The following is a 21,653-nucleotide window of genomic DNA, read 5'->3' on the forward strand; positions in this document are numbered from 1 at the left end:
CTCCAAAATCAGCTTTGAATCCGATTTGCGCTCTTTTGGGAATCCCAATCCTTAAATCATCACCACGACCTAGAGCGACAACTGAAAGGGCGGTTGGCGCCGGTCGAACAAATCGCCACTGCGGGTAGGCGTCGAAGAAATGCTGAGATCACAAAAATCCCGACACATGGAATTGGTCTGAATGAATTTTTGCCTTCAGTCTAAGTGCCTGATTTATTTAATTAATTTTAGAGAAAAAGTGATTGGTGGAGCTAAGCGGGCTCTACACGGATGGTCGTTAAGCGGTTGAAACCATTGATTTCACGTGCTAATCAGCCTCAGAAATTGGTCTGAATGATTGGTCTGAAATGTCAAAAAATGCCCGCCGCTACCTCGATGTGAGGGGTCTGACATGGTGGTTTAAACGGGACATCCCTGCCAAGATCAGGCCCTTCTTCGGGGGTAAAACCGCCTACCTTCAGAGCCTCGGCACCAGCGACCTCAGGGAGGCCATGGAGCGCCGTGATGAGCTGGAGAGGGTTGTTGAGCGTGCCTTTAAAGATGCGCGTGAGGGACGCGCTACGGCCCCTGTAAACGACAGCATCGAAACTCTTGCGCAGGCATGGAGGGCAGAGCTTGCTGAAGCTAAGCGGGACTCTTCGGCATGGGCAGCAAAGGTCCTTGGTGGTGGAGCCTTCTCCGAGGGCGTGGAAAATCCCGTTGACGCACACTCTCTGTTCGAAGACGCCGCTGAGCAGATCAAGCGGGAGTATGGCGGACCCGCTAGGGACAAGTTCGTGAAGATTGTTCACGGCGATGTTGAGGCGGACAAATACGTCGAAGCCTACCTCACCGAAGCCCGACTTGCACCAAAGACCACTGAAGAGAGGCGCAATCTCATCAAGCGTTTCGCTGAGTGGGCGAAGGGGAGGAACTTAGCGCTTCCTGACATCACCCGATCAGTTGCCGGGGAATATTTCTCAGAGCACATTAGCGGAATGCATCCCTCCACGGCTAAGAAGCACCACGGCAGCGTCAAGCTGTATTGGGACTACCTCATTGCTCGTGGCCTGTACGGTTCCGATAAGAACCCGTGGGAAGGCCAGAAGATGCCGCAGCGGGGCCGTAGAGCGGAGCGCGAGCAGCAGGCAGAGGAAAGACCCTTCACAGAGGAGGAGATGCGGACGCTGCTGTATGCGCGGTTCCCAGACGGAATGAAGGAAGCTTTCAAGGATCAAATCCACGATGCCATCCGCATCTCTGCACTTTCAGGAATGAGGCTATCAGAGATTGTAACCCTTCTGGCTGAGGAATGTGTGACGGATGCGGCTGGTCAACTCTGGTTCAATATCAGGCAGGGCAAGACCAAGGCCGCTGCACGCAAGGTTCCGGTCCATCCCGACTTGGCGGAAATCGTTCACGGGCGACTGAAGGGCAAGTTAGCCCACGAATGGCTCTTCCATGAGCTGGCTAATGAGAGAAACCCCGGCGACATCTTCGGCAAGCGGTTTGCGCAGTACCGTAAGAAGCTGAAGGTTGACGATGCTCATGCAGGGCAGCGCCGAAGCCTTGTCAACTTCCACTCGTTCCGTCGATGGTTCGTCACTCAGGCGGAACAGGCAGGCCAGCAAGAGAGCATCATCTCCCTTGTGGTGGGTCATGAGCAGGGCCGTGACTTCACACTGAAGAAGTATTCAGGTGGTGCTTCGGATCAGCAAAAGCGTGCCTGTGTGGAGGCTGTACAGTTGCCAAAAGAAGTAGAGATAAGTCGGAGACCCTCCGCGAGTGCTTTATCCGTGCTGCCCAATAATTGATTCGCTACCGTCAAGCGAATCTGTCAGCTACGAACCAACATACTTGGAATGTCCGGCACATGTGAGGTCATTTAATGCCTCGTTGCCAAGAATTATGCGTCGAGGGCTGTGGATGGTTGTCTTTTAAGTTTTTGATTTTATTGATTAATAATTTTCGACCTGTGGATAGCTGTCAATTGGTATTTCAGTTCTTGCGCGAAATCGCCGGTCCTGCCTACACTGTAAGTGTCAGTAAGGAAAAGGAGAACGCGATGTTCTACAAAACCTGGCTGGCGATAGCGTTCGCAACAGTGGCTGCTTACTATCTTAGCCACAGTTATGCACTTATGAAAGAAGCCGTCTCAGCTTACCACCGAGACGGCTCTGGTAACGCAGAGAAGTAAGACAGAACGCTAACGTCCTCGGGGAATCGGTCTAGCCACCGGTTCCCCTTGTTTCCTCTGTAAGCACAGCTTTCAACAATTCCCCCGTCAAGTCAAACTTAACAAGAGTCCGAGTGGGATTTTTCCCGCTCCGACTCAAGGATTAGAACCCAAATCCACGTAACCCTGTGGATTCAGTAGTGCTAGGAAAAGAATTCCCAACTCCAGACTGTTTTGCTCCGTCCTCCAATCCTTCGACTTCCATGTCAACAATGGCAGCCAGCAAGGATTCACTGGCGTGAGGTGGGAGGCGTCATGTTGGAATCCATCATCAGCCTCTTCGTCAAGAAGCCAATAAATCCTGTTAACTCTTTGATCCCCCCGGAGGAACAGGCGGCTTCTGAGAGCGCTTTGAGACCAATTAAACGGGCCAGAAAGCAACACAGAAGTGGCCCAGCAGTTCCCCCATTCCCGATAAGGCCGCACCCTCAGGAAACTGCACCTTCCCTTCCGGCCCCTTAACTTCCCGCTGTGGGCTTTTTCTTTCTCGGAGGAGCCCGCCCATGACCAATTCAATCGCCCCCAATCGTGATCCTCAAGGACGGCCAGTCGGTTGCCAGCAGTAGAAACGTGGCTGAACTGTTCGGGAAACAGCACAACCACGTTTTGAGGGCCATTGATGCCCTGATAACGGAGGCTCCCGCATGTGGGCTCAATTTTGAGCTGACATGGATTGACCAGCAGATGCCCCGTGGAGGCACCCGCAGAAGCCGCGCCTTCAACATCTCCCGAGACGGCTTCACGCTCCTCGCCATGGGCTTCACTGGAACCAAGGCGCTGCACTTCAAGCTGGCCTACATCAACCGCTTCAATGAGATGGAGCTTGCCCTTCACCACGCGGCGCGCAGCAAAGCCTTCGGCCAGAACGTGGTCCGTGACCAACAGCCGCGATGTGGCTGAGATGGGCGGACGCCAGCACAAGAATGTCTTGCGCGGCATCGAAAATCTCGAATGCAGTGGCGAATTTAACCGGCTCAATTTTGAGCCCGTTGAACGCAACGCCCTCTGTGCCGCTTAACACGTTGTAAAATCACATAAAAGCGGCCCTGCAGCTCCCCTTGCTCGCTATTTGGGGCCCACCCTTGAGGTACTACCCCTTTCCTTCCGGCCCCGTAGCTGCCCTGCTGCGGGGTTTTTCATTTGAGGATCATCCATGACACAATCCAACATCAACGACCGAGCCCAAAGGGCGTTCGACTTCTTCGTTTCGAAGGGGTGGGCAAACCGCAATCACCACTGAACCCCAGCGTCGTTACGCACCTGACTTCAAGGAAAATGCAAATGAACCAGATGGTAAACCTGAACACCGCTTCGACTCTCACGATGTCGAGCCGCGAAATCGCACTTGTGACCGATAAGCGGCACGCTGATGTGATGCGGGATATCAGGGCCATGTTCGGCCAGCTCGAAATAGCTGAACGCACTTTTGCGTCGAGCTACCAAGACACGACTGGCCGGACACTTCCCAGTTTCAATCTCCCCAAGCGGGAAACGCTCATCCTCGTCTCCGGTTATTCGGTCACTCTCCGCACCCGCATCATCGACAGGTGGATGGAACTGGAAGCTAAGGACGCGCAGCAGCCGGTCACCATCCTCTCAATTCCCAACTTCGCGAACCCCGCTGAAGCTGCCCGTGCATGGGCCGCTGAGTTCGAGGCAAAGCAGATTGCGGAACAGAAGCTCGAAGAGGCCAAGCCTCAGCTCGCCATTGCAGAGCGCGTGGTCTCCCACAACCACAACCTCAGCCGGTTCATCCGCACGCTGGATGGCATCAACCAGAACGCTATCAAGAAAGACCTGATGAGCTTGGGTTACCTCTACAAGCAGGGCGGCACCTATCGCGTCTATGCCAAGCACCGCAACGTCTTCACCGAGAAGGCGCTACCTGAGTTCGGTAGCATTGATATTTTCCCTACGGCTGATGGCAAAGCACTGCTGGTGCACCTCTACGAGGCTGGCAAGGTGACCATGCGTAAGGGCTGCGATGAGATGGGACCAACAACCAAATCCATCTAAGCCAGCTCTCATTCATCTTCTCATTACCCACCATCAGCGCCCCCCGTTCTCACCAGAGCGGGGGTATTCTGTATGGGACAACCGCAGGATCGAACATGCTCTACACCTCCCAACTCCTCGACAGAAAGACCGGGGAATTTGTCCTTGTCGAAGACGGCGATTGGATCACCATCACCGAACTGGGGGAACTTCACTCAGTCGGCCCTCGCCGCATCAGGACCATCCTTCGGCATATGGACTTCCTCCAGATCGAAGGCGGTGGAAGACAGCAACGTCATCGGCTCTGCCCATGGGTCACGGCCAAAGGCTGGGGCAAACGCATCCAAGCCAAGGGGACCATTCCTTTTGATGTCATCAGCCCTCTTGCCAGAGATTGGATAGCGGAACGGTGGTCTCAAGCAGAAAGCTCGCTTGAACTGCAAGAGAATGGTCCGGTGAAGAAAGCCAAAGCCGCGTTGGAAAGCTTCCGAGATGACCGGAACGGCTACAGACGCTCTATCCGGGAACGTTTTCCGTACCGCGATAACAACCCTCCAGATATGGAGATTTCCGAGATGGTCTCGTGGCTGAACCACTTCTTCCCGAAGCTCAGCCATTCCGAGATTGCCACCATCCTTGATGTCAGCCAGCAGCTCGTGAGCCGGTATCTCGGGGAGCGTCAAAGGGAGAAGGAGAAATGGAGAGCTTGCAGGGAAGCGCGGTTGAAGAGGAAACCCGGTTCACTCCGGTTCTCTTGATGGACCGTTTAGGCCACTTAGCGGGGTACGTAGATGTATTACTTAAGCCCACAACACGTCAGAAAATGATGAGGGCCACGATGCGCCTCACCGTGACCCTCGTTCTCGTAGTCCCTCTAGCGAAGTGGGGCCGGGTGATGGCCGAATGCCATCAGTTGGCAATCTAGCGGGCACTGCGAAGGTTGCCAAAGGGCAGCGGCGAGCACATGAGCAAAGACACCCAGAAGGCCGCTCAGGACCACTACGAGGCCATGCGAGATGCCGAGCTGAGGAAGTTCTGTTAGCAGTTCACTGGTGGCCCGAAGGTGGACACTTGGGTAGAGGTTTGAGATTGTGCCGCAGGTTGTTCGATTGACAGCTTGCGGCCCTAACCGGACTTCTTTCGTCGCGTCGCGGAAACCTGATATCGTGGCCTCAGAAACGAGGGACCAGACTTCATGATGCTTGCCCATATCAATTTGGTAGCCAGAAACGTGGAGACGCTTGCGGCATTCTATGTGAACGTCATGGGATGCATTGTATTTCGCGAACTCAGGACTTTGTCCGGCGAACACGTCTCAAGAGGAAACGGGGTTTCAAAATCCGAGATCCGCACAATCTGGTTGAAATTTCCGCATTTAGAACGCCCCCTTCTGGAAATTCATGAGCATAAAGTTATGCATCATCGAGACGAACCAAAGGTCAATGAACCCGGTTTCGGGCACCTTGCATTCCAGATGGAAAACGTCGGTGACGCCTTGCGCAAAATCATCGATGCTGGAGGGGCGCAAATCGGTCAAACCACAGATTTCGGCACGCCAGCGAACCCATATTTAATTGCATATGCGCGTGATCCAGAAGGTAATATTCTTGAGCTTGAACAAGCAATCAAATGACCGCAAATGGCGCTATGCGGAAGACGCCTGTCGGCCCGTAGCAGATAAGCGCCTTGGTTCAGGCGTTGATCACTGGAGGTTTCTGTCATAATCGTCGATGGCAATTGGGAGCCTGGTGGAAGATGATGCGAAGTCTTAAAACGCGTTTGAAGTCGGCGGGTATAGTCATTGCGTCAGTCGCGGGTGCCGTAGCGTTAGCCTATGGTTTTGTTCTACACATGAATGACCGAGATCATTTGAAGAACCCTGCTAGGATCGCCTTTATTCTAAACCTTCCGGAACTGCCTTCCTCTGTCCGAGATACGGAGTGCTCGGCAAGGGCAATCACCGATATCATTATCAGTTGCGCTTTCAAAATAGACCCGACGGATTTCGAACTGCTCTTGCGCGGATGGGAGTTCAAGACGGAAAAAATCAGCGGCAACGGCAGGGAGTATGGAATGGACGCACCTGTAGGTCTGGATTTTAAGGCTGTCACGAGACACTTCGTCCACCCGACCAGCTTCAAACATGGCGGCTTAGTGAACCTCGTGACAAACCAAGAACGTTCTCTGGTGGTCGCTAACAGGTTCGAGGAATAAACGCTTGGTAACCGGTTTTGGCGCATTGCTGCGCGAGACCACAGGTGATTAGGGCCCACCTAACATCGTCAATTAGGGCCCACCCTAGGAGAGGTTGATAATAGGTGGAGGAGAGGGGATGTGAGAATACCCTTCGCTCTCCCTGATCCTATTGGAGATGATGGGAGTGGATAGTGAGAGTGAACAGATAGAGGTGAGATAAAGGAGACCGTAAAGGGTAACCTAAAGGGGGAGTGAGGGATTGACCACCATCAACATCCTCCGACACCTATTCTCCTAAGCAATTTAGCAATGTTCATCGAACACCCCTCCTCCTCATGTCCTTCGTTGGCAGATGGTCTCCCTAGCTATTCCTGCCCATTCTGAGGAAAGCTAAGTTGGGCGTCACGTAGTACCGAAAGGGGCCGTTTAGTTGGTGGCGAAAATCTGAGCGTCAGCCTCGATTGGACTTATCAATTGTTTCCCCCGTACCCCCGGTCTAGGTCTACCTCCGGTTCTCGGATAGTTTGCAAAAGCTCAACTGGAATGAGATGCAGCAAGCAAGGGACAGGAGGGTGATCATGAAGGAAGATAACAGCCGGATATTATCGTTCGGAGGGGCCCTTGTGGGCGACATCGTTTCCACTCTGGTTCCGGGTGGCGGTCTATTCTCGAAACTGGTTGATCAGCACCTAGCACAGAAGACGCAGGAGGCGGTTGAAATCGCATTGCAGGAACTTTCTCGTGGCAATGTGGAGTTCGATGAGGAAGATGCCCAGCCGTTTGTCGCCGTGCTCCTGCGCTACTCCAAGGCGGCTTCAGAAGGTGCGGCAAGGCGCAACCTTCGACTGCTGATGCAGATTGTGGTCGGCTTGAAACGAAACAAAGCCCTGCGTGAAGATGCGTTCAGGCGGTGGGCGGGTATCGTTGAGCATATGACACGTGATGAGTTGATGTTGGTCGGGCAGGCTATTCGGCTTCAAGGTGAAATAGAAAGCGGTGCGGTAGGCGAGGTTGAGAGGTTTTGGGGCTTGCTCTTGGAGAGGATGCAGGAGGCCGGATATTCAGAGCGCGAGACCGCAGCAATCGCCGCAGCAGTCAGTCGTTCCGGCTTGGTGATCCCCGTGAGTGCCTATGGCGGTCTAGCGTATAGAGCCAGTCCATGGCTTTCGGAGCTATATTCCTTGGTCGACTCGCAAACCTTTGTTTCAAGCGAGGATGAATGACCGTTGAGGTATACCTCAGCGTACATCTTCATACTGACCGCAAAGGATGTCCGTAAGGGTTGACTTCAATCTACGGACATGCATGTCTGCGGACACAATCCATACGGTCAGTCAGGAAGCTTCATGTCCACTATCCTCTATGCCCGCGTCTCGACAGCGGACCAGACCCTTCATCACCAGAAGACACAAGCCGAGCAGGCAGGTTTCGTCATCGACGCTGTAGTGAGTGACCATGGCGTCTCAGGCGCATCCACAGCCCTCAGAGAGCGTCCTGAAGGCAAGCGGCTCTTCGACATGCTGCGCAAGGGTGACACCCTCGTGGTACGCTGGGTGGACCGCCTCGGGCGAAACTACCAAGACGTTACGGACACCATCAGAGAGTTCATGGGGCGTGGCGTCATCATCCGCACGGTCATCAATAACATGACCTTTGACGGCTCGACCACGGACCCCGTTCAGATGGCTGTGAGAGACGCGCTCATTGCGTTCATGGCGGCAACCGCACAAGCACAGCACGAGGCAACGAAAGCCAGCCAGCGGGCCGGTATCGAGGCTGCAAAGGAGGAAGGCAAAACCTACCTCGGGAGAAAGCCGAGCTATGACCGGAAGTCGTTCAATGCCGTCATTGATATGCTCGGGACCGGAACGACGAGCGTCAGCGAGATTGCGAGGGTGACGGGCCTCACACGCCAGACCGTTCTCCGCATCAAGCAAGACCCCGCGAAGGCTGAAGCCCTGATTGCCAGTTGGGGGCTTGCTTAATCGCGTCCGCGCTTCTCTCCGGGCGTATCGATTGCTTTTTGGTAAATCACCCGGAGGGGCCACTGGAGTTGACACATCAGGGCTCATTACGTGGCCCTCTGAGAAGCCAACTTGTCCACAGGGGTGCATTCCCCTTTTCTCTTTGATTTCAGAGGGCTGTGTCCCTTCAACCCATGTGTGAGATTATCCCGTAAGTGCATGTTTTTATTTAGCTTTACGGAATTTCTGTCGTGACTCATAACGTTGCCAGCAGCGCAGCGCTGCACCAGCGGAGGCAATCATGGGTCCATTCATCGTCAGCTTCAACATCCCCTACATCTGTGACTTTTTCTTCTCATCTGATGACGTAACGTCCTCCAGACCGGGGCGCTTCTTTGACACCATGTGGATTGCCGGGGGCATCATGCTGTGGCGGGGCCACAAGCATCTCATCATCGAACTGCACCTACTGCGAACGATGCACGCCATGTTCCTCAGGCCCTCGAAGCCTGTACCGGACACGCTTGCTACCCGCTAGGCGCACCTCCTCGTTCCACAACGAAACCAATTTCAAGGAATGCCTAACATGAGAATGACTGACCACAACGCGGAAATTGTCGAGCTGAAGATTGTCCCTCGAAATCGAATGAAAGCTGCCGAGCACAAGCGTTTCAAAAAGTGGGAACACTGGTTGATCCACACGCTAACCGCAATCCACCACATGGGGGCCTTCGGACTGCCAAGAGCAAGCAACATTCTCGAAGAGACGAGGAACACTCTACAAGCCATGCATGACGGCGTGGAGTGCTTCGTCGAACAGGAGGAGGTTTTGCGCTATGAAGCCGCCCCTGAGCTTCCTGATGCATGGCCTGCGGACTTTCCAGTGAGGCTGGCGTTTGCGGCATTCACCTACATTCAAGAGGTACGTGAGGTCGCCAAGATGAAGAAGGCGGCACGAACCGAGTAGGGCGGGACTTCGGCTTACGTCAGGACGAGTTTTAGAGGATGCTTAAAATTGGTCTGAGACGTTGGTCTGAATTGGTCTGAAGGATTTTTTGCCTTCGACCTAAACATCTGATTTTATTGCTATATTCAGGAAGACAAATAGAGTGGTGGAGCTAAGCGGGATCGAACCGCTGACCTCTTGCATGCCATGCAAGCGCTCTCCCAGCTGAGCTATAGCCCCATCAGGGTACCGGGCATTTTACCGGTTCCGGGAAACCCGTTCGAAGCACCGCTTCTGTCGGGGTGGCGGCTTATTACTTCCGGAAATTTCCGAGTGCAAGCCGAAAATGAAAAGCCCGGTGATTTTTTTCACCGGGCCTCGAAATTCAAGATCTTAGACTTCGTCTTCGTCGCCACCAACGCCGATAATGCCGGAAACATCGTCATCGTCGTCGTCTTCATCGGCTTCCAGGAAGGTGTCGTCATCGTCGCCATCGATCTCGACGTCGTCATCACCCATATCTGGGATGTCATCACCGGCTGCCGCATCATCACCCTCTTCGAGCGAAACGAGTTCGACATCAGGATTTTCCGTATCGACTTCGGCGACTTCTTCTTCCTCGGCCTGTTCCATCTTCATCTGAGCCGTATTCTCTTCGAAGAAAGAGAGCGGCCAAGACTTGCCCGTGTAAGGAGAGACGACCGGATCGCGGTTCAGGTCATAGAATTTCTTGCCCGTATCCGGGTCGGTACGCTTGGTTCCAAGTTCCGCTTTTGCCACTGTGGATGCCTCGTGAGAATGGCCGATCAGTTCGGCGTTGCCGCAATCGCGACGCTCAAAATTGTTAGCCGGTCCCCATAATGCTTGTAAATCCTTATGTCAAAGGCAAACTTGTCGCCGGAAAGGCATAAGCGCTTGGCCTTTTCTCGATGGTTGCGCTATTGGCCTCGGGATGTGCAAGAGGAATGTCTTATGACTTTTATTATCGCGATTGATGGGCCAGCCGCTGCCGGCAAAGGAACGCTTTCCCGTAAGATTGCCAAGACCTACGGCTTCCATCATCTCGATACGGGCCTGACCTACCGGGCCACCGCAAAGGCGCTTCTGGATGCCGGCCTGCCGCTGGACGATGCGGATGTGGCCGCAACAATGGCTCGCGAGGTCGATCTGGCAGGTCTTGATCGCTCCGTCCTGGCGCAGCACCATATTGGAGAGGCGGCCTCCAAAATCGCAGTCATGCCATTGGTTCGACGCGCGCTTGTTGAAGCCCAGCGCGCCTTTGCGGACCGAGAGCCGGGAACGGTGCTGGACGGGCGCGATATCGGCACGGTTGTCTGCCCGCAGGCTCAGGTCAAGCTGTATGTGACGGCCTCGCCGGACGTGCGAGCGAGGCGTCGTCATGACGAAATCATCGCCAATGGTGGGAGTGCCGATTACGAGGCCATTTTCGAAGATGTCAAAAAGCGCGATGAACGCGATATGGGTCGCGCCGATAGCCCTTTGAAACCGGCAGATGATGCGCACTTGCTTGATACATCGGAAATGAGTATAGAGGCCGCATTTCAGGCAGCCAAGATCTTGATCGACGCAGTCCTGAACCCCAATTGACGGTCCGTCGGCCAAGCCGGTGAACCGGAGACTGAACAGACTAAGCTTGAAGATATGGGTCCTGCGCCGGATTGCCCTCGAAGTGTGTAGGGCGGACTTGTTCTTTGGGTATGAACAACACCAACCCCCGGCGCATTGCGTGCCAGACAAACGGCACGATCAGGAGATTTCATGTCAGTAGCAACCCCCACGCGGGAAGATTTCGCAGCCCTTCTCGAAGAATCCTTTGCCTCTAACGATCTGGCCGAAGGCTATGTTGCCAAGGGTACAGTCACGGCAATCGAGAAGGACGTCGCGGTTATCGACGTAGGCCTCAAGGTTGAAGGCCGCGTTCCGCTGAAGGAATTCGGCGCCAAGGGCAAGGACGGCTCGCTCAAGGTCGGCGACGAAGTTGAAGTGTACGTAGAGCGCATTGAAAATGCTCTCGGCGAAGCTGTTCTGTCGCGCGAAAAGGCTCGCCGCGAAGAAAGCTGGATCAAGCTCGAAGCCAAGTTCGAAGCTGGCGAGCGCGTTGAAGGCGTTATCTTCAACCAGGTCAAGGGCGGCTTCACGGTTGACCTCGACGGCGCTGTTGCCTTCCTTCCGCGCTCTCAGGTCGATATCCGTCCGATCCGTGACGTAACGCCTCTGATGCACAACCCGCAGCCCTTCGAAATCCTCAAGATGGACAAGCGTCGCGGCAACATCGTTGTTTCGCGTCGTACGGTTCTGGAAGAGTCCCGTGCCGAGCAGCGTTCTGAAATCGTTCAGAACCTCGAAGAAGGCCAGGTTGTTGACGGCGTCGTCAAGAACATCACCGATTACGGTGCGTTCGTTGACCTCGGCGGCATCGATGGCCTGCTGCACGTCACCGACATGGCATGGCGCCGTGTGAACCATCCGTCGGAAATCCTGAACATCGGCCAGCAGGTCAAGGTTCAGATCATCCGTATCAACCAGGAAACTCACCGCATCTCGCTCGGCATGAAGCAGCTCGAGTCGGATCCGTGGGATGGCATCTCCGCCAAGTACCCGGTCGGCAAGAAGATCTCCGGTACCGTCACCAACATCACCGATTACGGTGCATTCGTTGAGCTGGAGCCGGGCATCGAAGGCCTCATCCACATCTCCGAAATGTCCTGGACGAAGAAGAACGTTCACCCCGGCAAGATCCTGTCCACGAGCCAGGAAGTTGACGTAGTCGTTCTCGAAGTCGATCCGTCCAAGCGTCGTATCTCGCTCGGCCTGAAGCAGACCCTCGAAAATCCGTGGCAGGCATTTGCCTACAGCCATCCGGCTGGCACGGAAGTTGAAGGCGAAGTCAAGAACAAGACCGAATTCGGCCTGTTCATCGGCCTCGAAGGCGACGTCGATGGTATGGTTCACCTGTCGGACCTCGACTGGAACCGTCCGGGCGAGCAGGTCATCGAAGAGTTCAACAAGGGCGATGTCGTCAAGGCTGTCGTTCTGGATGTGGACGTCGAGAAGGAACGCATTTCGCTCGGCATCAAGCAGCTCGGCCGTGATACGGTCGGTGAAGCCGCTTCCTCCGGCGAACTTCGCAAGAACGCTGTCGTTTCGTGCGAAGTCATCGGTGTTAACGATGGCGGCGTTGAAGTGAAGCTCGTCAACCATGAAGACATCACGTCGTTCATCCGCCGCGGCGATCTCGCCCGCGACCGCGATGATCAGCGTCCTGAGCGCTTCTCCGTTGGTCAGGTCTTTGATGCTCGCGTCGTGAACTTCTCCAAGAAGGACCGCAAGGTCATGCTGTCGATCAAGGCACTCGAGATCGCAGAAGAGAAGGAAGCCGTTGCACAGTTCGGTTCGTCCGATTCTGGCGCGTCGCTCGGCGATATCCTGGGCGCGGCTCTGAAGAACCGCAGCAACGACTAATCGTCACTGGACTGAATAGAACAACCCGCCGGTGTCTTGATTGGCCCCGGCGGGTTTTTTATTGCCGGTTACCAGCCGCCCAGTCGCCCGTAGAAGTCAGATGATTCTGCTGAGGTAGATGTGTCCTCTTCCAATGTCGCAGGAGCGTCGCTGCGATGCGAAGGCTCGTCACGGTCACCGGATTGGCCTTGCTGATTGTCTCGCTGCCGCCTGTGGTGCCGGTCCTCATCCTCCGCCTCCACCGCCGGAATCAGGGCATCCTCATCGTCACCCGGTCCGCCGTCTGAGGGGTAGAGCACATGCGCCGGTACAGCACTTTCCTTCAGGATCGTCCGCATCTGGACAAGGGCCTGCGCCAGACCCGCGATGGCGGATTCATCCTGAAGCAAGGCCGCGGTCAGACTGAGCGGAATGGCAGGTTGTGGAATGATCTCCGCCGCACTGGGTGCGGAGATGGCGTCTGGTGGGAACGATTTCAAAACTGGGGCGTGATCTTTGGAAGCTGCTCTCTGCCATGCGGTCAGCGTCTCCTTGTTGATGCCATCAAACACATCTTCCTCAGCAGTCGGAGTTGTTATGCCTATGCGCTGAAGAAACAGGTGGGAGCTGCTTTCCCCTTCTGCGCCTTCCATCGTCTGCACTTCCGAGGCTTCAAGGATCAATCGCTTGGCAAGCATAGCATCATTTGCTTGCACTGCGCGGCCTGATGAGTTGGCAGTGGTTTTCACATCCGCCGGGCGTGTCTCTGCCTCCTCATCTGCTGCACCATTGGCGTTGGGCAGGATCTGTCGATAGCCCCTTTCGTCAAAATCACTCTCATCCAGAGTGAAAGAAGGACTTCCCGTCTGCAGCGCTTCGGCTTTCGTTGATGTGCTGGCAGAAACCTTCGTGTCGTTAGGCAGCGAATCTGCTGCCGCCTCGCTGTCGGATTGTAGCAGCGGCGAGGGCATTGCCATGGTCAAGGCAGGCGATATGGTGGAAGGCATCGCACTTCGGCCCCCCGAAACTGCGCGTAGCGAAGCATCCCGGTCAATATCCGAATCACTTCCCTTGTTGGCGATCTCAATACTGACAGGCTCGTCGGGATCACGTATGGCTTCTTGCGGACCTCGATCGGCCATTGGCTGGCCGCTTGAAAGGGCGGATCGAGCAAGCGCCCGCAGGTCGCCTGAAACCTGCTCTGGCAGCTGCAGCATAGGGCGGCTGGTCGGAGACTGGTATGTCAGCCCCGTACCATTGGCGGCTTTTGGGGGAATGACAGGCCGAAACGTCTCCGAAAATTCGTCGATATCGTCAAGATCGGTATAGCCGGCTGTGATCTGACGCTGAACCGCCTCGCGATCGCGACCGACCGTTTCCAGTTGCGCCGCAAGCTTCGTAGCCTCTGGCCCTGCTGGATTACGCAGTGCCTGCACAAGCATGCCAATCGCCAAACCACGGACCCACTGATTGAGCGCTTTCTGCAGAGCGGCTTGAGCGGATGAAGGCAGTGCCTTCAGAGCATCCAGCAACCGCTCCGTAAAGTTTGCCGCGCTTTCGTCTGGTTGCCGCTCGATTTTCAACAAGGAGCCGACCATGTCCGTCACATTGGCAATGCTGCGCCCGCTGGAAAGCTGTCCGGCCAGTGCGAGTGCGACAAGCCGTTCCTGAACAGGTTGTGCCGTATTGACCGGGCTTAATGGTTCAAGGTCAATGCCTGCTGGCGGTCTGATGGGCTGGGTTTCAACTGGTGCGTCCTGGAGTGACTGCGCCGGACGGAGAGAGGCAACGCTGGAAATGGTCGGCAGCATAGGGATACCTCCGCTTGCCTTGGACAACGGGCATCTCGGCGAACTTCAGGAGCCTCCCAAGTTTTCCTTTTCCTGCGCCACGTCTCATGACGTGAAACTGCCGACAAGCCCATAGTGTGCCCAGAACAAGGTAAATTTTTGTTAACCGAACTCGCATCCGCCATGGAATTTGGTGTTGCGACTGTATCGCTTCGTCACAATTCGGGGCACCTGAAGATCTTTCCTTGTCAACTATGGGCAAAGATATCCGTCTCTTCCCAGCCAAGAAGATCAAGCTTCGAGCGTGTCGGCAAAAAGGCAAAACAAGCTGCGGCCAGTTCCATACGATCCTCACGCATCAGGCGTGCGATCAGTTTGTCTCGCAACGCATGAAGATGCAAAACATCCGAGGCCGCGTATTCGAGCTGTGCCTGAGAAAGAACCTCAGCTGCCCAGTCTGTCTGCTGTTGCGCTTTGGAGATGTCGATCTCAAGCAATTCCTTGAGATTGTCTTTGAGGCCATGGCGATCCGTATAGGTGCGCGTGAGGCGTGAGGCGATCTTGGTGCAGAACACGTTTTCCGTCGTCACGCCGAAGGTATGGAATAGAACAGCTATATCGAACCGGCCGTAATGAAAGATTTTTTGCCGCGAAGCATCGGTCAGAAGGCTGCAAAGATTCGGCGCGTGGGATTGACCGCGGGCAATGCGAATGACGTCCGCTGTGCCGTCTCCGGGGGAGAGCTGGACGACACAAAGTCGGTCTCGGCGTGGAACAAGGCCGAGCGTTTCGGTGTCGATTGCAACGGCATCCGTATACTGTTTCATGTCCAACCCGGAAATATCGCCCTGGTGATAGCGGATCGTGGTGCTCATGCCTGCCCTCAAAATCAATGCTCGGATCTTCCACTGAATGCCTACTTCAATCTTAGCTTGATCAAAAGGCAAATTCACCCTGAAGATCGAGGGTCTTCGTCCTACCATTTCAAAGTCTCAGCTCAGCAACCGCTCAAATATTTAGCGGAGATCAAATAAGGCATGCAAAAAACGCATTGCTGCATTGCGGTAAAGATCTTGTTCTCCCCGATCTTAAGTCATATATGTAAACCATCGAAGCGATGCACTCCTCCTCCCAGCGTCGCACGATGAGATCGGCAATCTCCTCCTCCCAAATTGCCGATCGGGTTTGAAAGCCTGCCGCACCTCCTCCCGCGGCAGGCTTTTTAATTTTTGAGACATGCTCAACGGTCGTAGAGGCGCACGTCTCTTCAAACACGGAATTGATCTGTCGTTTGAGGTCAGAAAGCGGGATATATATGCTCAATTCCCTGTCTGGTCGCGGCGAGCAAATTCCGAGAGCGCGACCAGACAGGGCTTCAAAAGATTGGCGCATATCGATATCGCAAAACCGCAACACAGGTTTGCGCGGCATGCTTTAGCAGTTTCTATAGCCAATCGGAACCGTAACTTTGTTGCCGATGCCCGAAGGCGGTGGCGGCACGGGAGAGGCCCGGCGAACTAGATCCACGATGTAGTCATCGAAATCGCCAAAGCCCGAAGAACGCGCCAGCGAAACGGCGCTCAGATTTCCGCCACCATCAATCCGAAAGCTCACATAGGCGGTGCTGCCACGTCCATTGGCCGGGCACTTTCCGCGCTGACGGGCCAGATGCGCTGCAAGCTTGGCCTGCCACTTCGCCGGTGAAACAGAGGACGTCCCAGTTGTACTGGATGTGGCCGCTGCGGCTGTCCGCGTCGATTCCTGAACGTCGGCTTTTGCCTGTACGGCAGCTTTCGCTGCCGGCGGCTGCGGCTTTGGCTGGCGCTGTTCTACCTTCTTTTCAGGCTTCGGCTCGGGCTTCTGTGCCACCACCGGCCTTGGCGTCACCGGGGAAGGGCGGGCTGTGGGCAGAGGAACCTCGGCATGCTCAAAAATGGTCAGTTGTTGTTCCACCGGTTGTTCAACGGGCTCCAGAATCTCCTGTGGAATCGTCTGGGTCGTCTCCTGCACCGGTTCCGCCTTCTCCTCGATCTGTGGCGGCTCCGGTTTGGGAACGGGCTGTGCGTCAGGCGTCAACTCGGCCTGCTCCACCGGTTCGCTCTGCTCTGTCTTGACCTCGAGCGAGTCCTGCGTGTCTTCGGATACAACCGTTTCCTCGGTCGCTGCGGCTTCAGGAACCGCTGCAAGCTCGATCATGATCGCGGCAGGCGGCGCAAGATCACCGCTTTCTTCCGGCTCATGACGCAGCAGAACAGCGGCCGCAGCCAGATGCGCGGTTAGAACAAGCGAACCTGCTCCGGTCCACAGGGCTGCTTCACCCAGTCTTCGTTTCCATCTGCCGGCTGTGGATGTCATCATGACTAACTCCTCAAGGCTTCGGTGCCGGTGTCGTCGTTGATGGAGCGCCAACCGTTTCCAGACCCACAAGAGCGATCTTCAAGTAACCGGCATCGCGCAAAAGGTTCATGACTTCCATGAAGTGGCCGTAGTCCACCATCTTGTCGGCACGCAGGAAGATCCGCGTATCCTTGTTGCCCTGTGTCTGCGCTTCCAGAGCCTGTGAAAGCTGCTCGCGCGCTACGGGGGCATTGCCAAGATTCAAACTGAGATCTTCCTTCACGGTCAGATACAGCGGTTGGTCAGGTCTCTGGGCTGGTTTGGCGGTAGAGGCGGGGAGATCGACATTGACATCCACTGTCGCGAGCGGCGCCGCCACCATGAAGATGATCAGCAGAACGAGCATGACATCGATGAAAGGGGTGACATTGATCTCGTGATTTTCGCTCAGATCATCGCCGTGGTTTTCGCGAATTCCACCCGCCATATCACTCTCCCGCCATCAGCGACACGTTGGGCTTTGTACGCTGGCCAGGCGGCACTTTGCGGAAATCCAGATCGCGGCTCGCCAGCCGCTCGACACCTGCGGCCGCATCGGCCAGCAACTCCCGGTAACCGGTAATGGATCGGGCAAAGATGTTGTAGATCACCACGGCAGGAATGGCAGCCACGAGACCGATTGCAGTCGCCAGCAGCGCTTCAGCAATGCCGGGTGCAACAACAGCAAGGTTGGTCGTCTGGGATTCGGAAATGCCGATGAAGGAGTTCATGATCCCCCAGACGGTCCCGAACAGTCCAACGAAGGGTCCGACGGAGCCAATCGTAGCAAGCGCACCGGTCCCGCGCATCATCCGGCGACCCGCGCCGACCTCGATCCGTGAAAGTACCGAAGCGACGCGCTCCTTGACGCCGGAATTGTCGGCATGATCGAGCGTGGTCTCGGAAAGCTTGAGTTCGCGTGCTGCCTCATGAAGCATGGTGGCAGCCGGACCTTTACGCCGCTCCGCAAGCACAATGGCGTCCGCCAGTGTGCGCGATTGACGAACCGCCTCCACGATTGCCGTCGCGCGCCGCCGCGCGCCCATAAGTTCCAGAGATTTGGCCAGCCAGACCGTCCAGGTCAGCAGAGAAGCCAGTGCAAGGCCGATCATGACGCTCTTGACCACCCAATCGGCGGCCATGAACATGCCGAGAGGCGAAAGATTATGGGGAATGTCCGAGCGCTCGCCGCTTGGGAGCAACTGTGAGAGCGCCTGACTTGTGGCATCGACGATCGAAGTAGCACCGGTTGACGGCGCGCTCTGCCCAGGGGCAGCAGGAGCGCTCTGGTCCAAGGGTGCCGTCACTGCCGGAGCGGTTTGCTGGGTCTGGGGTGTTGAAGGCTGCTTGGTTTGCGCAAGGACTGGCAGGGCAATAAATGCAAGGCAGGTTGCCACCAGAAGCATCCGGCTCCAGGATTTCCGGACTGTCGACGGTTGAATAGAGAGGTTGGCGAGTGTGTAAGACATGGACAGCTCCCGATTTCTGACCGGCATCAGGGATGACGGGTGATCCCGCCCCATCGCGGACAGGCCAGTCCTGCCACGCTCCGTTGAGCTACCGCATAATAAACATGACGAAAAATGTAAACTATTAAAGGCCGCCGCTGCGAAAAATCTTTCAAGTCAGACTCATGTTTTAAAGCATGGCGCGCAAAAGTGTGCAGCGGTTTTGCGATAACGACATGCGATAAGGGAAGAGAGATAAAGCGCCAGGAGCGAGTCTGAAAGATCGCGACACGCTTTATCTCAACAGGCGTTCTGAAACGAAAAACGCCGGGCACGAGGCCCGGCGCCGGATGTAATCTATCGCGTGAGGATCAGAGTGTGCGTGTAACGTGTTCCACGCGGAAGCACTCGATGGTGTCGCCAGCGCGAATGTCTTCGTAGTTTTCGAAGGCCATACCGCATTCCTGACCCACCGGCACTTCGGAGACTTCGTCCTTGAAGCGCTTGAGTGTCTTGAGCTTGCCTTCGTGGATGACCACGTTGTCGCGAACCAGACGCACGCCTGCGCCGCGCTCGACCTTGCCTTCCACGACACGGCAACCGGCAACCTTGCCGACCTTCGTGATGTTGAAGACTTCGAGGATTTCGGCATTGCCGAGGAAGGTCTCGCGACGTTCCGGCGACAGAAGACCCGACATCGCTGCCTTCACGTCATCCACCAGATCGTAGATGATGTTGTAGTAGCGAATTTCGATCCCTTCGCGTTCAACCAGCGAGCGAGCCTGTGCGTTGGCACGAACGTTGAAGCCGATGATGGCTGCGTTCGACGCTTCAGCGAGTGAGATATCCGATTCCGTCACGCCACCCACTGCGGAGTGAACGATGCGGGCACGAACCTCGTCGGTGCCGAGCTTGTCGAGAGCGCCGGCAATGGCTTCGATCGAGCCCTGCACGTCACCCTTGATGACCAGCGGGAACTCCTTCATGCCGGAGCTCTGGAGCTGATTCATCATCTGCTCGAGCGAGCCGCGCGAACCGGACTGGCGTGCTGCCGCCTTGTCACGGGCCAGACGCTGGCGGTACTCGGAGATCTCACGAGCACGTGCTTCGTTCTCGACGACGGCGAACTTGTCACCGGCAGCAGGTGTGCCCGACAGGCCAAGAACCTCGACAGGCATGGCCGGACCGGCTTCCTTGACGTGCTCACCCTTGTCGTTGACCAGCGCGCGAACGCGGCCCCACTGATCGCCTGCCACGATGATCTGGCCCGGGCGCAGAGTACCCTTCTGGATCAGAACAGTCGCAACCGCACCACGACCACGGTCGAGCTCAGCTTCGATAACCGTACCTTCAGCCGTCCGGTTCGGATTGGCCTTCAGGTCAAGAATTTCGGCCTGCAGCAAGATAGCTTCAAGAAGCTTGTCGAGGTTGGTCTTGTTCTTTGCCGAAACTTCGACGTCAAGAACTTCACCACCCATGGATTCGACAAAGACTTCATGCTGCAGAAGCTGCGTACGCACCTTCTGCGGATCAGCCGTCGGCTTGTCCACCTTGTTGATCGCCACGATGATCGGCACGCCGGCCGCCTTCGCGTGGTTGATCGATTCGATTGTTTGCGGCATCACGCTGTCATCGGCCGCAACCACGAGGATTGCAATGTCCGTCGCCTGGGCACCACGGGCACGCATGGCCGTGAAGGCGGCGTGGCCGGGCGTATCGATGAAGGTGATCTTCTGGCCGTTCTGTTCGACCTGATAGGCACCGATATGCTGCGTAATACCACCGGCTTCGCCAGCAACGACGTTGGCGTGGCGGATGGCATCGAGAAGCGAGGTCTTGCCGTGGTCGACATGGCCCATGATAGTCACGACCGGCGGACGCGAAACCAGTTCGCCTTCATCGTCCTTCACGTTGAAGATACCTTCTTCAACGTCCGACTCGGAAACGCGCTTCACGGTATGGCCGAATTCGGTTGCGATCAGTTCTGCAAGGTCGGCGTCGATGACGTCGCCCGGCTTCATCATCTGACCTTCCTTCATCAGGTACTTGATCACGTCGACAGCGCGTTCGGACATACGCTGCGAAAGTTCCTGAATGGTGATGGTTTCCGGCAGGATGACTTCGCGCATGACCTTCTCACGCGTTTCCTGCATCTGGCTGCGGCGGAACTTTTCCTGACGGCGGCGCATGGCAGCCATCGAGCGGCCACGCGATGAACCGTCATCATCCACATCGGCGGTGGTCACAGTAAGCTTGCCGCGGCGGCGATCGTCTTCCTTCGGACGGGCTGGAGCTTTGGCCGGTGCCGGAGCGGCAACTTTACCGCGCACCGGACCGCTCCTCGATGGACCGCGGTCATCGTCTTCGTCGTCCGACGGCTTGCGACCGCGAACCGGCAGACCAGGCTGCGGGGCAGGTGCGGCCGGAGCTGGACGGGGCGGCTGGGGACGGTTGTTGTTTTCGCGCGGGCGAGCCGTAACCGGAGCCGCAGACTGGGAACGTTCCGCTGGAGCTTCTGGAGACGGCACCGACTGCGCAACTGGAGGCTCAGCTGGCTCGGCGAGCGCCTGAGCCTTTGCCTCGGCGGCACGACGCTCGTCTTCAGCACGCTGTTCTGCGGCGCGACGCTCTTCCTCAACCTTGCGACGGGCCTCGTCTTCGGCACGCTGCTTGGCTTCGATGATATCGCGGGCCTGAGCTTCCGCCAAGGCACGGCGACGTGCATCCATTTCCGAGGCGGAAAGGTCGTGCAGAACTGCACCGCGCGGACGATCGTTCGGACGCGAATTGTTCTGTTGTGGGCGAGAATTGCCCTGCTGCGGCCGCTGGTTCTGCGAGTTTGGCTGATGAACGCGCTGGGGTGACTGTGACGCCGGGCGCGCGGGCTGCGGCGCGGGCGCCGCCGGGCGTGCCTGCTGAACCGGAGCCTGCTCGGCAGGACGCGGCTGAGCCGCCGGTGCTGAGGCAATGGGAGCTGCAATAGGGGTGATCGGCTTTTCATCTTCGGGGCGGAGAGGGCGGCGCTTACGGGTTTCAACCACAACCGCTTTGGTGCGACCGCGACCCATATCCTGGCGCACGGTACCCTGGCTCATCCCTGACGGCTTCAGGGTGAGGGTTTTCTTGCCCGATACGCTGAGTGTCTTGTCGTCTTTACTGTCGGTCATCCGTTCCTGTTCCTTCCGGCAGGAGCGGATGGCAACCATCAGGTCCTGTCGTTCAATACACGTCTTCCAATGCGGCAGTCGGCATATGCCGGTG

Annotated in this window: 20 protein-coding genes and 1 tRNA gene; 13 read left to right on the forward strand and 8 right to left on the reverse strand. The window is 56.3% G+C overall.

What is annotated here, in order from left to right:
• Nucleotides 1–347: 347 nt before the first annotated feature.
• The 11 genes from MUU53_RS06885 (at nucleotide 348) to MUU53_RS06930 (ending at nucleotide 9,337) form a co-directional block, all read left to right on the forward strand.
• A complete protein-coding gene (locus MUU53_RS06885; protein ID WP_343229101.1) occupies nucleotides 348–1,793 on the forward strand; it encodes a DUF6538 domain-containing protein in 1,446 nt (481 codons plus the stop codon).
• Between the two features lie 950 nt (nucleotides 1,794–2,743).
• The gene (locus MUU53_RS06890; protein WP_343229102.1) at nucleotides 2,744–3,115 is read left to right on the forward strand and encodes a Rha family transcriptional regulator; all 372 of its coding nucleotides are present in this window, start codon (nucleotides 2,744–2,746) and stop codon (nucleotides 3,113–3,115) included.
• Between the two features lies 1 nt (nucleotide 3,116).
• The gene (locus MUU53_RS23345; protein ID WP_377307193.1) at nucleotides 3,117–3,233 is read left to right on the forward strand and encodes a hypothetical protein; all 117 of its coding nucleotides are present in this window, start codon (nucleotides 3,117–3,119) and stop codon (nucleotides 3,231–3,233) included.
• Nucleotides 3,234–3,496: 263 nt separating this feature from the next.
• Nucleotides 3,497–4,231, forward strand: coding sequence for a Rha family transcriptional regulator (locus tag MUU53_RS06895; protein WP_247260249.1), 735 nt, complete (start codon nucleotides 3,497–3,499; stop codon nucleotides 4,229–4,231).
• A gap of 95 nt (nucleotides 4,232–4,326) precedes the next feature.
• Nucleotides 4,327–4,968, forward strand: coding sequence for a hypothetical protein (locus MUU53_RS06900; protein ID WP_247260250.1), 642 nt, complete (start codon nucleotides 4,327–4,329; stop codon nucleotides 4,966–4,968).
• Between the two features lie 437 nt (nucleotides 4,969–5,405).
• Complete coding sequence (locus tag MUU53_RS06905) at nucleotides 5,406–5,843, forward strand: VOC family protein (RefSeq protein ID WP_247260251.1); 438 nt, start codon at nucleotides 5,406–5,408, stop codon at nucleotides 5,841–5,843.
• 53 nt (nucleotides 5,844–5,896) lie between these two features.
• The gene (locus MUU53_RS06910) at nucleotides 5,897–6,424 is read left to right on the forward strand and encodes a hypothetical protein (RefSeq protein WP_247260252.1); all 528 of its coding nucleotides are present in this window, start codon (nucleotides 5,897–5,899) and stop codon (nucleotides 6,422–6,424) included.
• A 560-nt stretch (nucleotides 6,425–6,984) separates the two neighbouring features.
• Nucleotides 6,985–7,629 carry a hypothetical protein gene (locus tag MUU53_RS06915; protein ID WP_247260253.1) on the forward strand — a complete coding sequence of 215 codons (645 nt, stop codon included), beginning with the start codon at nucleotides 6,985–6,987 and terminating at the stop codon, nucleotides 7,627–7,629.
• A gap of 123 nt (nucleotides 7,630–7,752) precedes the next feature.
• Nucleotides 7,753–8,391, forward strand: coding sequence for a recombinase family protein (locus tag MUU53_RS06920; RefSeq protein ID WP_247260254.1), 639 nt, complete (start codon nucleotides 7,753–7,755; stop codon nucleotides 8,389–8,391).
• A gap of 280 nt (nucleotides 8,392–8,671) precedes the next feature.
• Nucleotides 8,672–8,908, forward strand: a complete 237-nt coding sequence (locus MUU53_RS06925; protein WP_247260255.1) for a hypothetical protein — start codon at nucleotides 8,672–8,674, stop codon at nucleotides 8,906–8,908.
• A 48-nt stretch (nucleotides 8,909–8,956) separates the two neighbouring features.
• The gene (locus MUU53_RS06930) at nucleotides 8,957–9,337 is read left to right on the forward strand and encodes a hypothetical protein (RefSeq protein ID WP_247260256.1); all 381 of its coding nucleotides are present in this window, start codon (nucleotides 8,957–8,959) and stop codon (nucleotides 9,335–9,337) included.
• A 143-nt stretch (nucleotides 9,338–9,480) separates the two neighbouring features.
• Here MUU53_RS06930 and MUU53_RS06935 read toward each other — a convergent pair.
• Together MUU53_RS06935 and MUU53_RS06940 are read right to left on the reverse strand one after the other, a co-directional pair.
• A tRNA-Ala gene (locus MUU53_RS06935) sits at nucleotides 9,481–9,556 on the reverse strand.
• A gap of 153 nt (nucleotides 9,557–9,709) precedes the next feature.
• The gene (locus MUU53_RS06940; protein WP_062555449.1) at nucleotides 9,710–10,096 is read right to left on the reverse strand and encodes a TIGR02300 family protein; all 387 of its coding nucleotides are present in this window, start codon (nucleotides 10,094–10,096) and stop codon (nucleotides 9,710–9,712) included.
• A gap of 192 nt (nucleotides 10,097–10,288) precedes the next feature.
• Here MUU53_RS06940 and cmk point away from each other — a divergent pair, with 192 nt between their 5' ends.
• Complete coding sequence (gene cmk / locus MUU53_RS06945) at nucleotides 10,289–10,924, forward strand: (d)CMP kinase (RefSeq protein ID WP_247260257.1); 636 nt, start codon at nucleotides 10,289–10,291, stop codon at nucleotides 10,922–10,924.
• A 171-nt stretch (nucleotides 10,925–11,095) separates the two neighbouring features.
• Nucleotides 11,096–12,799, forward strand: coding sequence for a 30S ribosomal protein S1 (gene rpsA / locus MUU53_RS06950; RefSeq protein WP_062554976.1), 1,704 nt, complete (start codon nucleotides 11,096–11,098; stop codon nucleotides 12,797–12,799).
• A gap of 68 nt (nucleotides 12,800–12,867) precedes the next feature.
• Here the strand turns inward: rpsA and MUU53_RS06955 are convergent, their stop codons facing one another.
• From MUU53_RS06955 to infB, 6 genes are all read right to left on the reverse strand, one after another.
• Complete coding sequence (locus MUU53_RS06955; protein WP_247260258.1) at nucleotides 12,868–14,589, reverse strand: hypothetical protein; 1,722 nt, start codon at nucleotides 14,587–14,589, stop codon at nucleotides 12,868–12,870.
• Nucleotides 14,590–14,816: 227 nt separating this feature from the next.
• Complete coding sequence (locus MUU53_RS06960) at nucleotides 14,817–15,443, reverse strand: ribonuclease D (RefSeq protein WP_247260259.1); 627 nt, start codon at nucleotides 15,441–15,443, stop codon at nucleotides 14,817–14,819.
• Between the two features lie 559 nt (nucleotides 15,444–16,002).
• Entirely contained in the window at nucleotides 16,003–16,926 is a 924-nt protein-coding gene (locus tag MUU53_RS06965; protein WP_247260260.1) for a TonB family protein, read from the reverse strand.
• A gap of 10 nt (nucleotides 16,927–16,936) precedes the next feature.
• Complete coding sequence (exbD, locus tag MUU53_RS06970) at nucleotides 16,937–17,392, reverse strand: TonB system transport protein ExbD (RefSeq protein WP_247260261.1); 456 nt, start codon at nucleotides 17,390–17,392, stop codon at nucleotides 16,937–16,939.
• 1 nt (nucleotide 17,393) lies between these two features.
• Entirely contained in the window at nucleotides 17,394–18,350 is a 957-nt protein-coding gene (gene exbB / locus MUU53_RS06975) for a tonB-system energizer ExbB (protein ID WP_425524254.1), read from the reverse strand.
• A gap of 413 nt (nucleotides 18,351–18,763) precedes the next feature.
• Complete coding sequence (infB, locus tag MUU53_RS06980; RefSeq protein WP_247260263.1) at nucleotides 18,764–21,559, reverse strand: translation initiation factor IF-2; 2,796 nt, start codon at nucleotides 21,557–21,559, stop codon at nucleotides 18,764–18,766.
• Nucleotides 21,560–21,653: the final 94 nt, after the last annotated feature.

It is taken from the genome of Affinirhizobium lemnae, from assembly GCF_022968395.1.
GTDB classification, from domain to species: Bacteria; Pseudomonadota; Alphaproteobacteria; order Rhizobiales; family Rhizobiaceae; genus Neorhizobium; species Neorhizobium lemnae.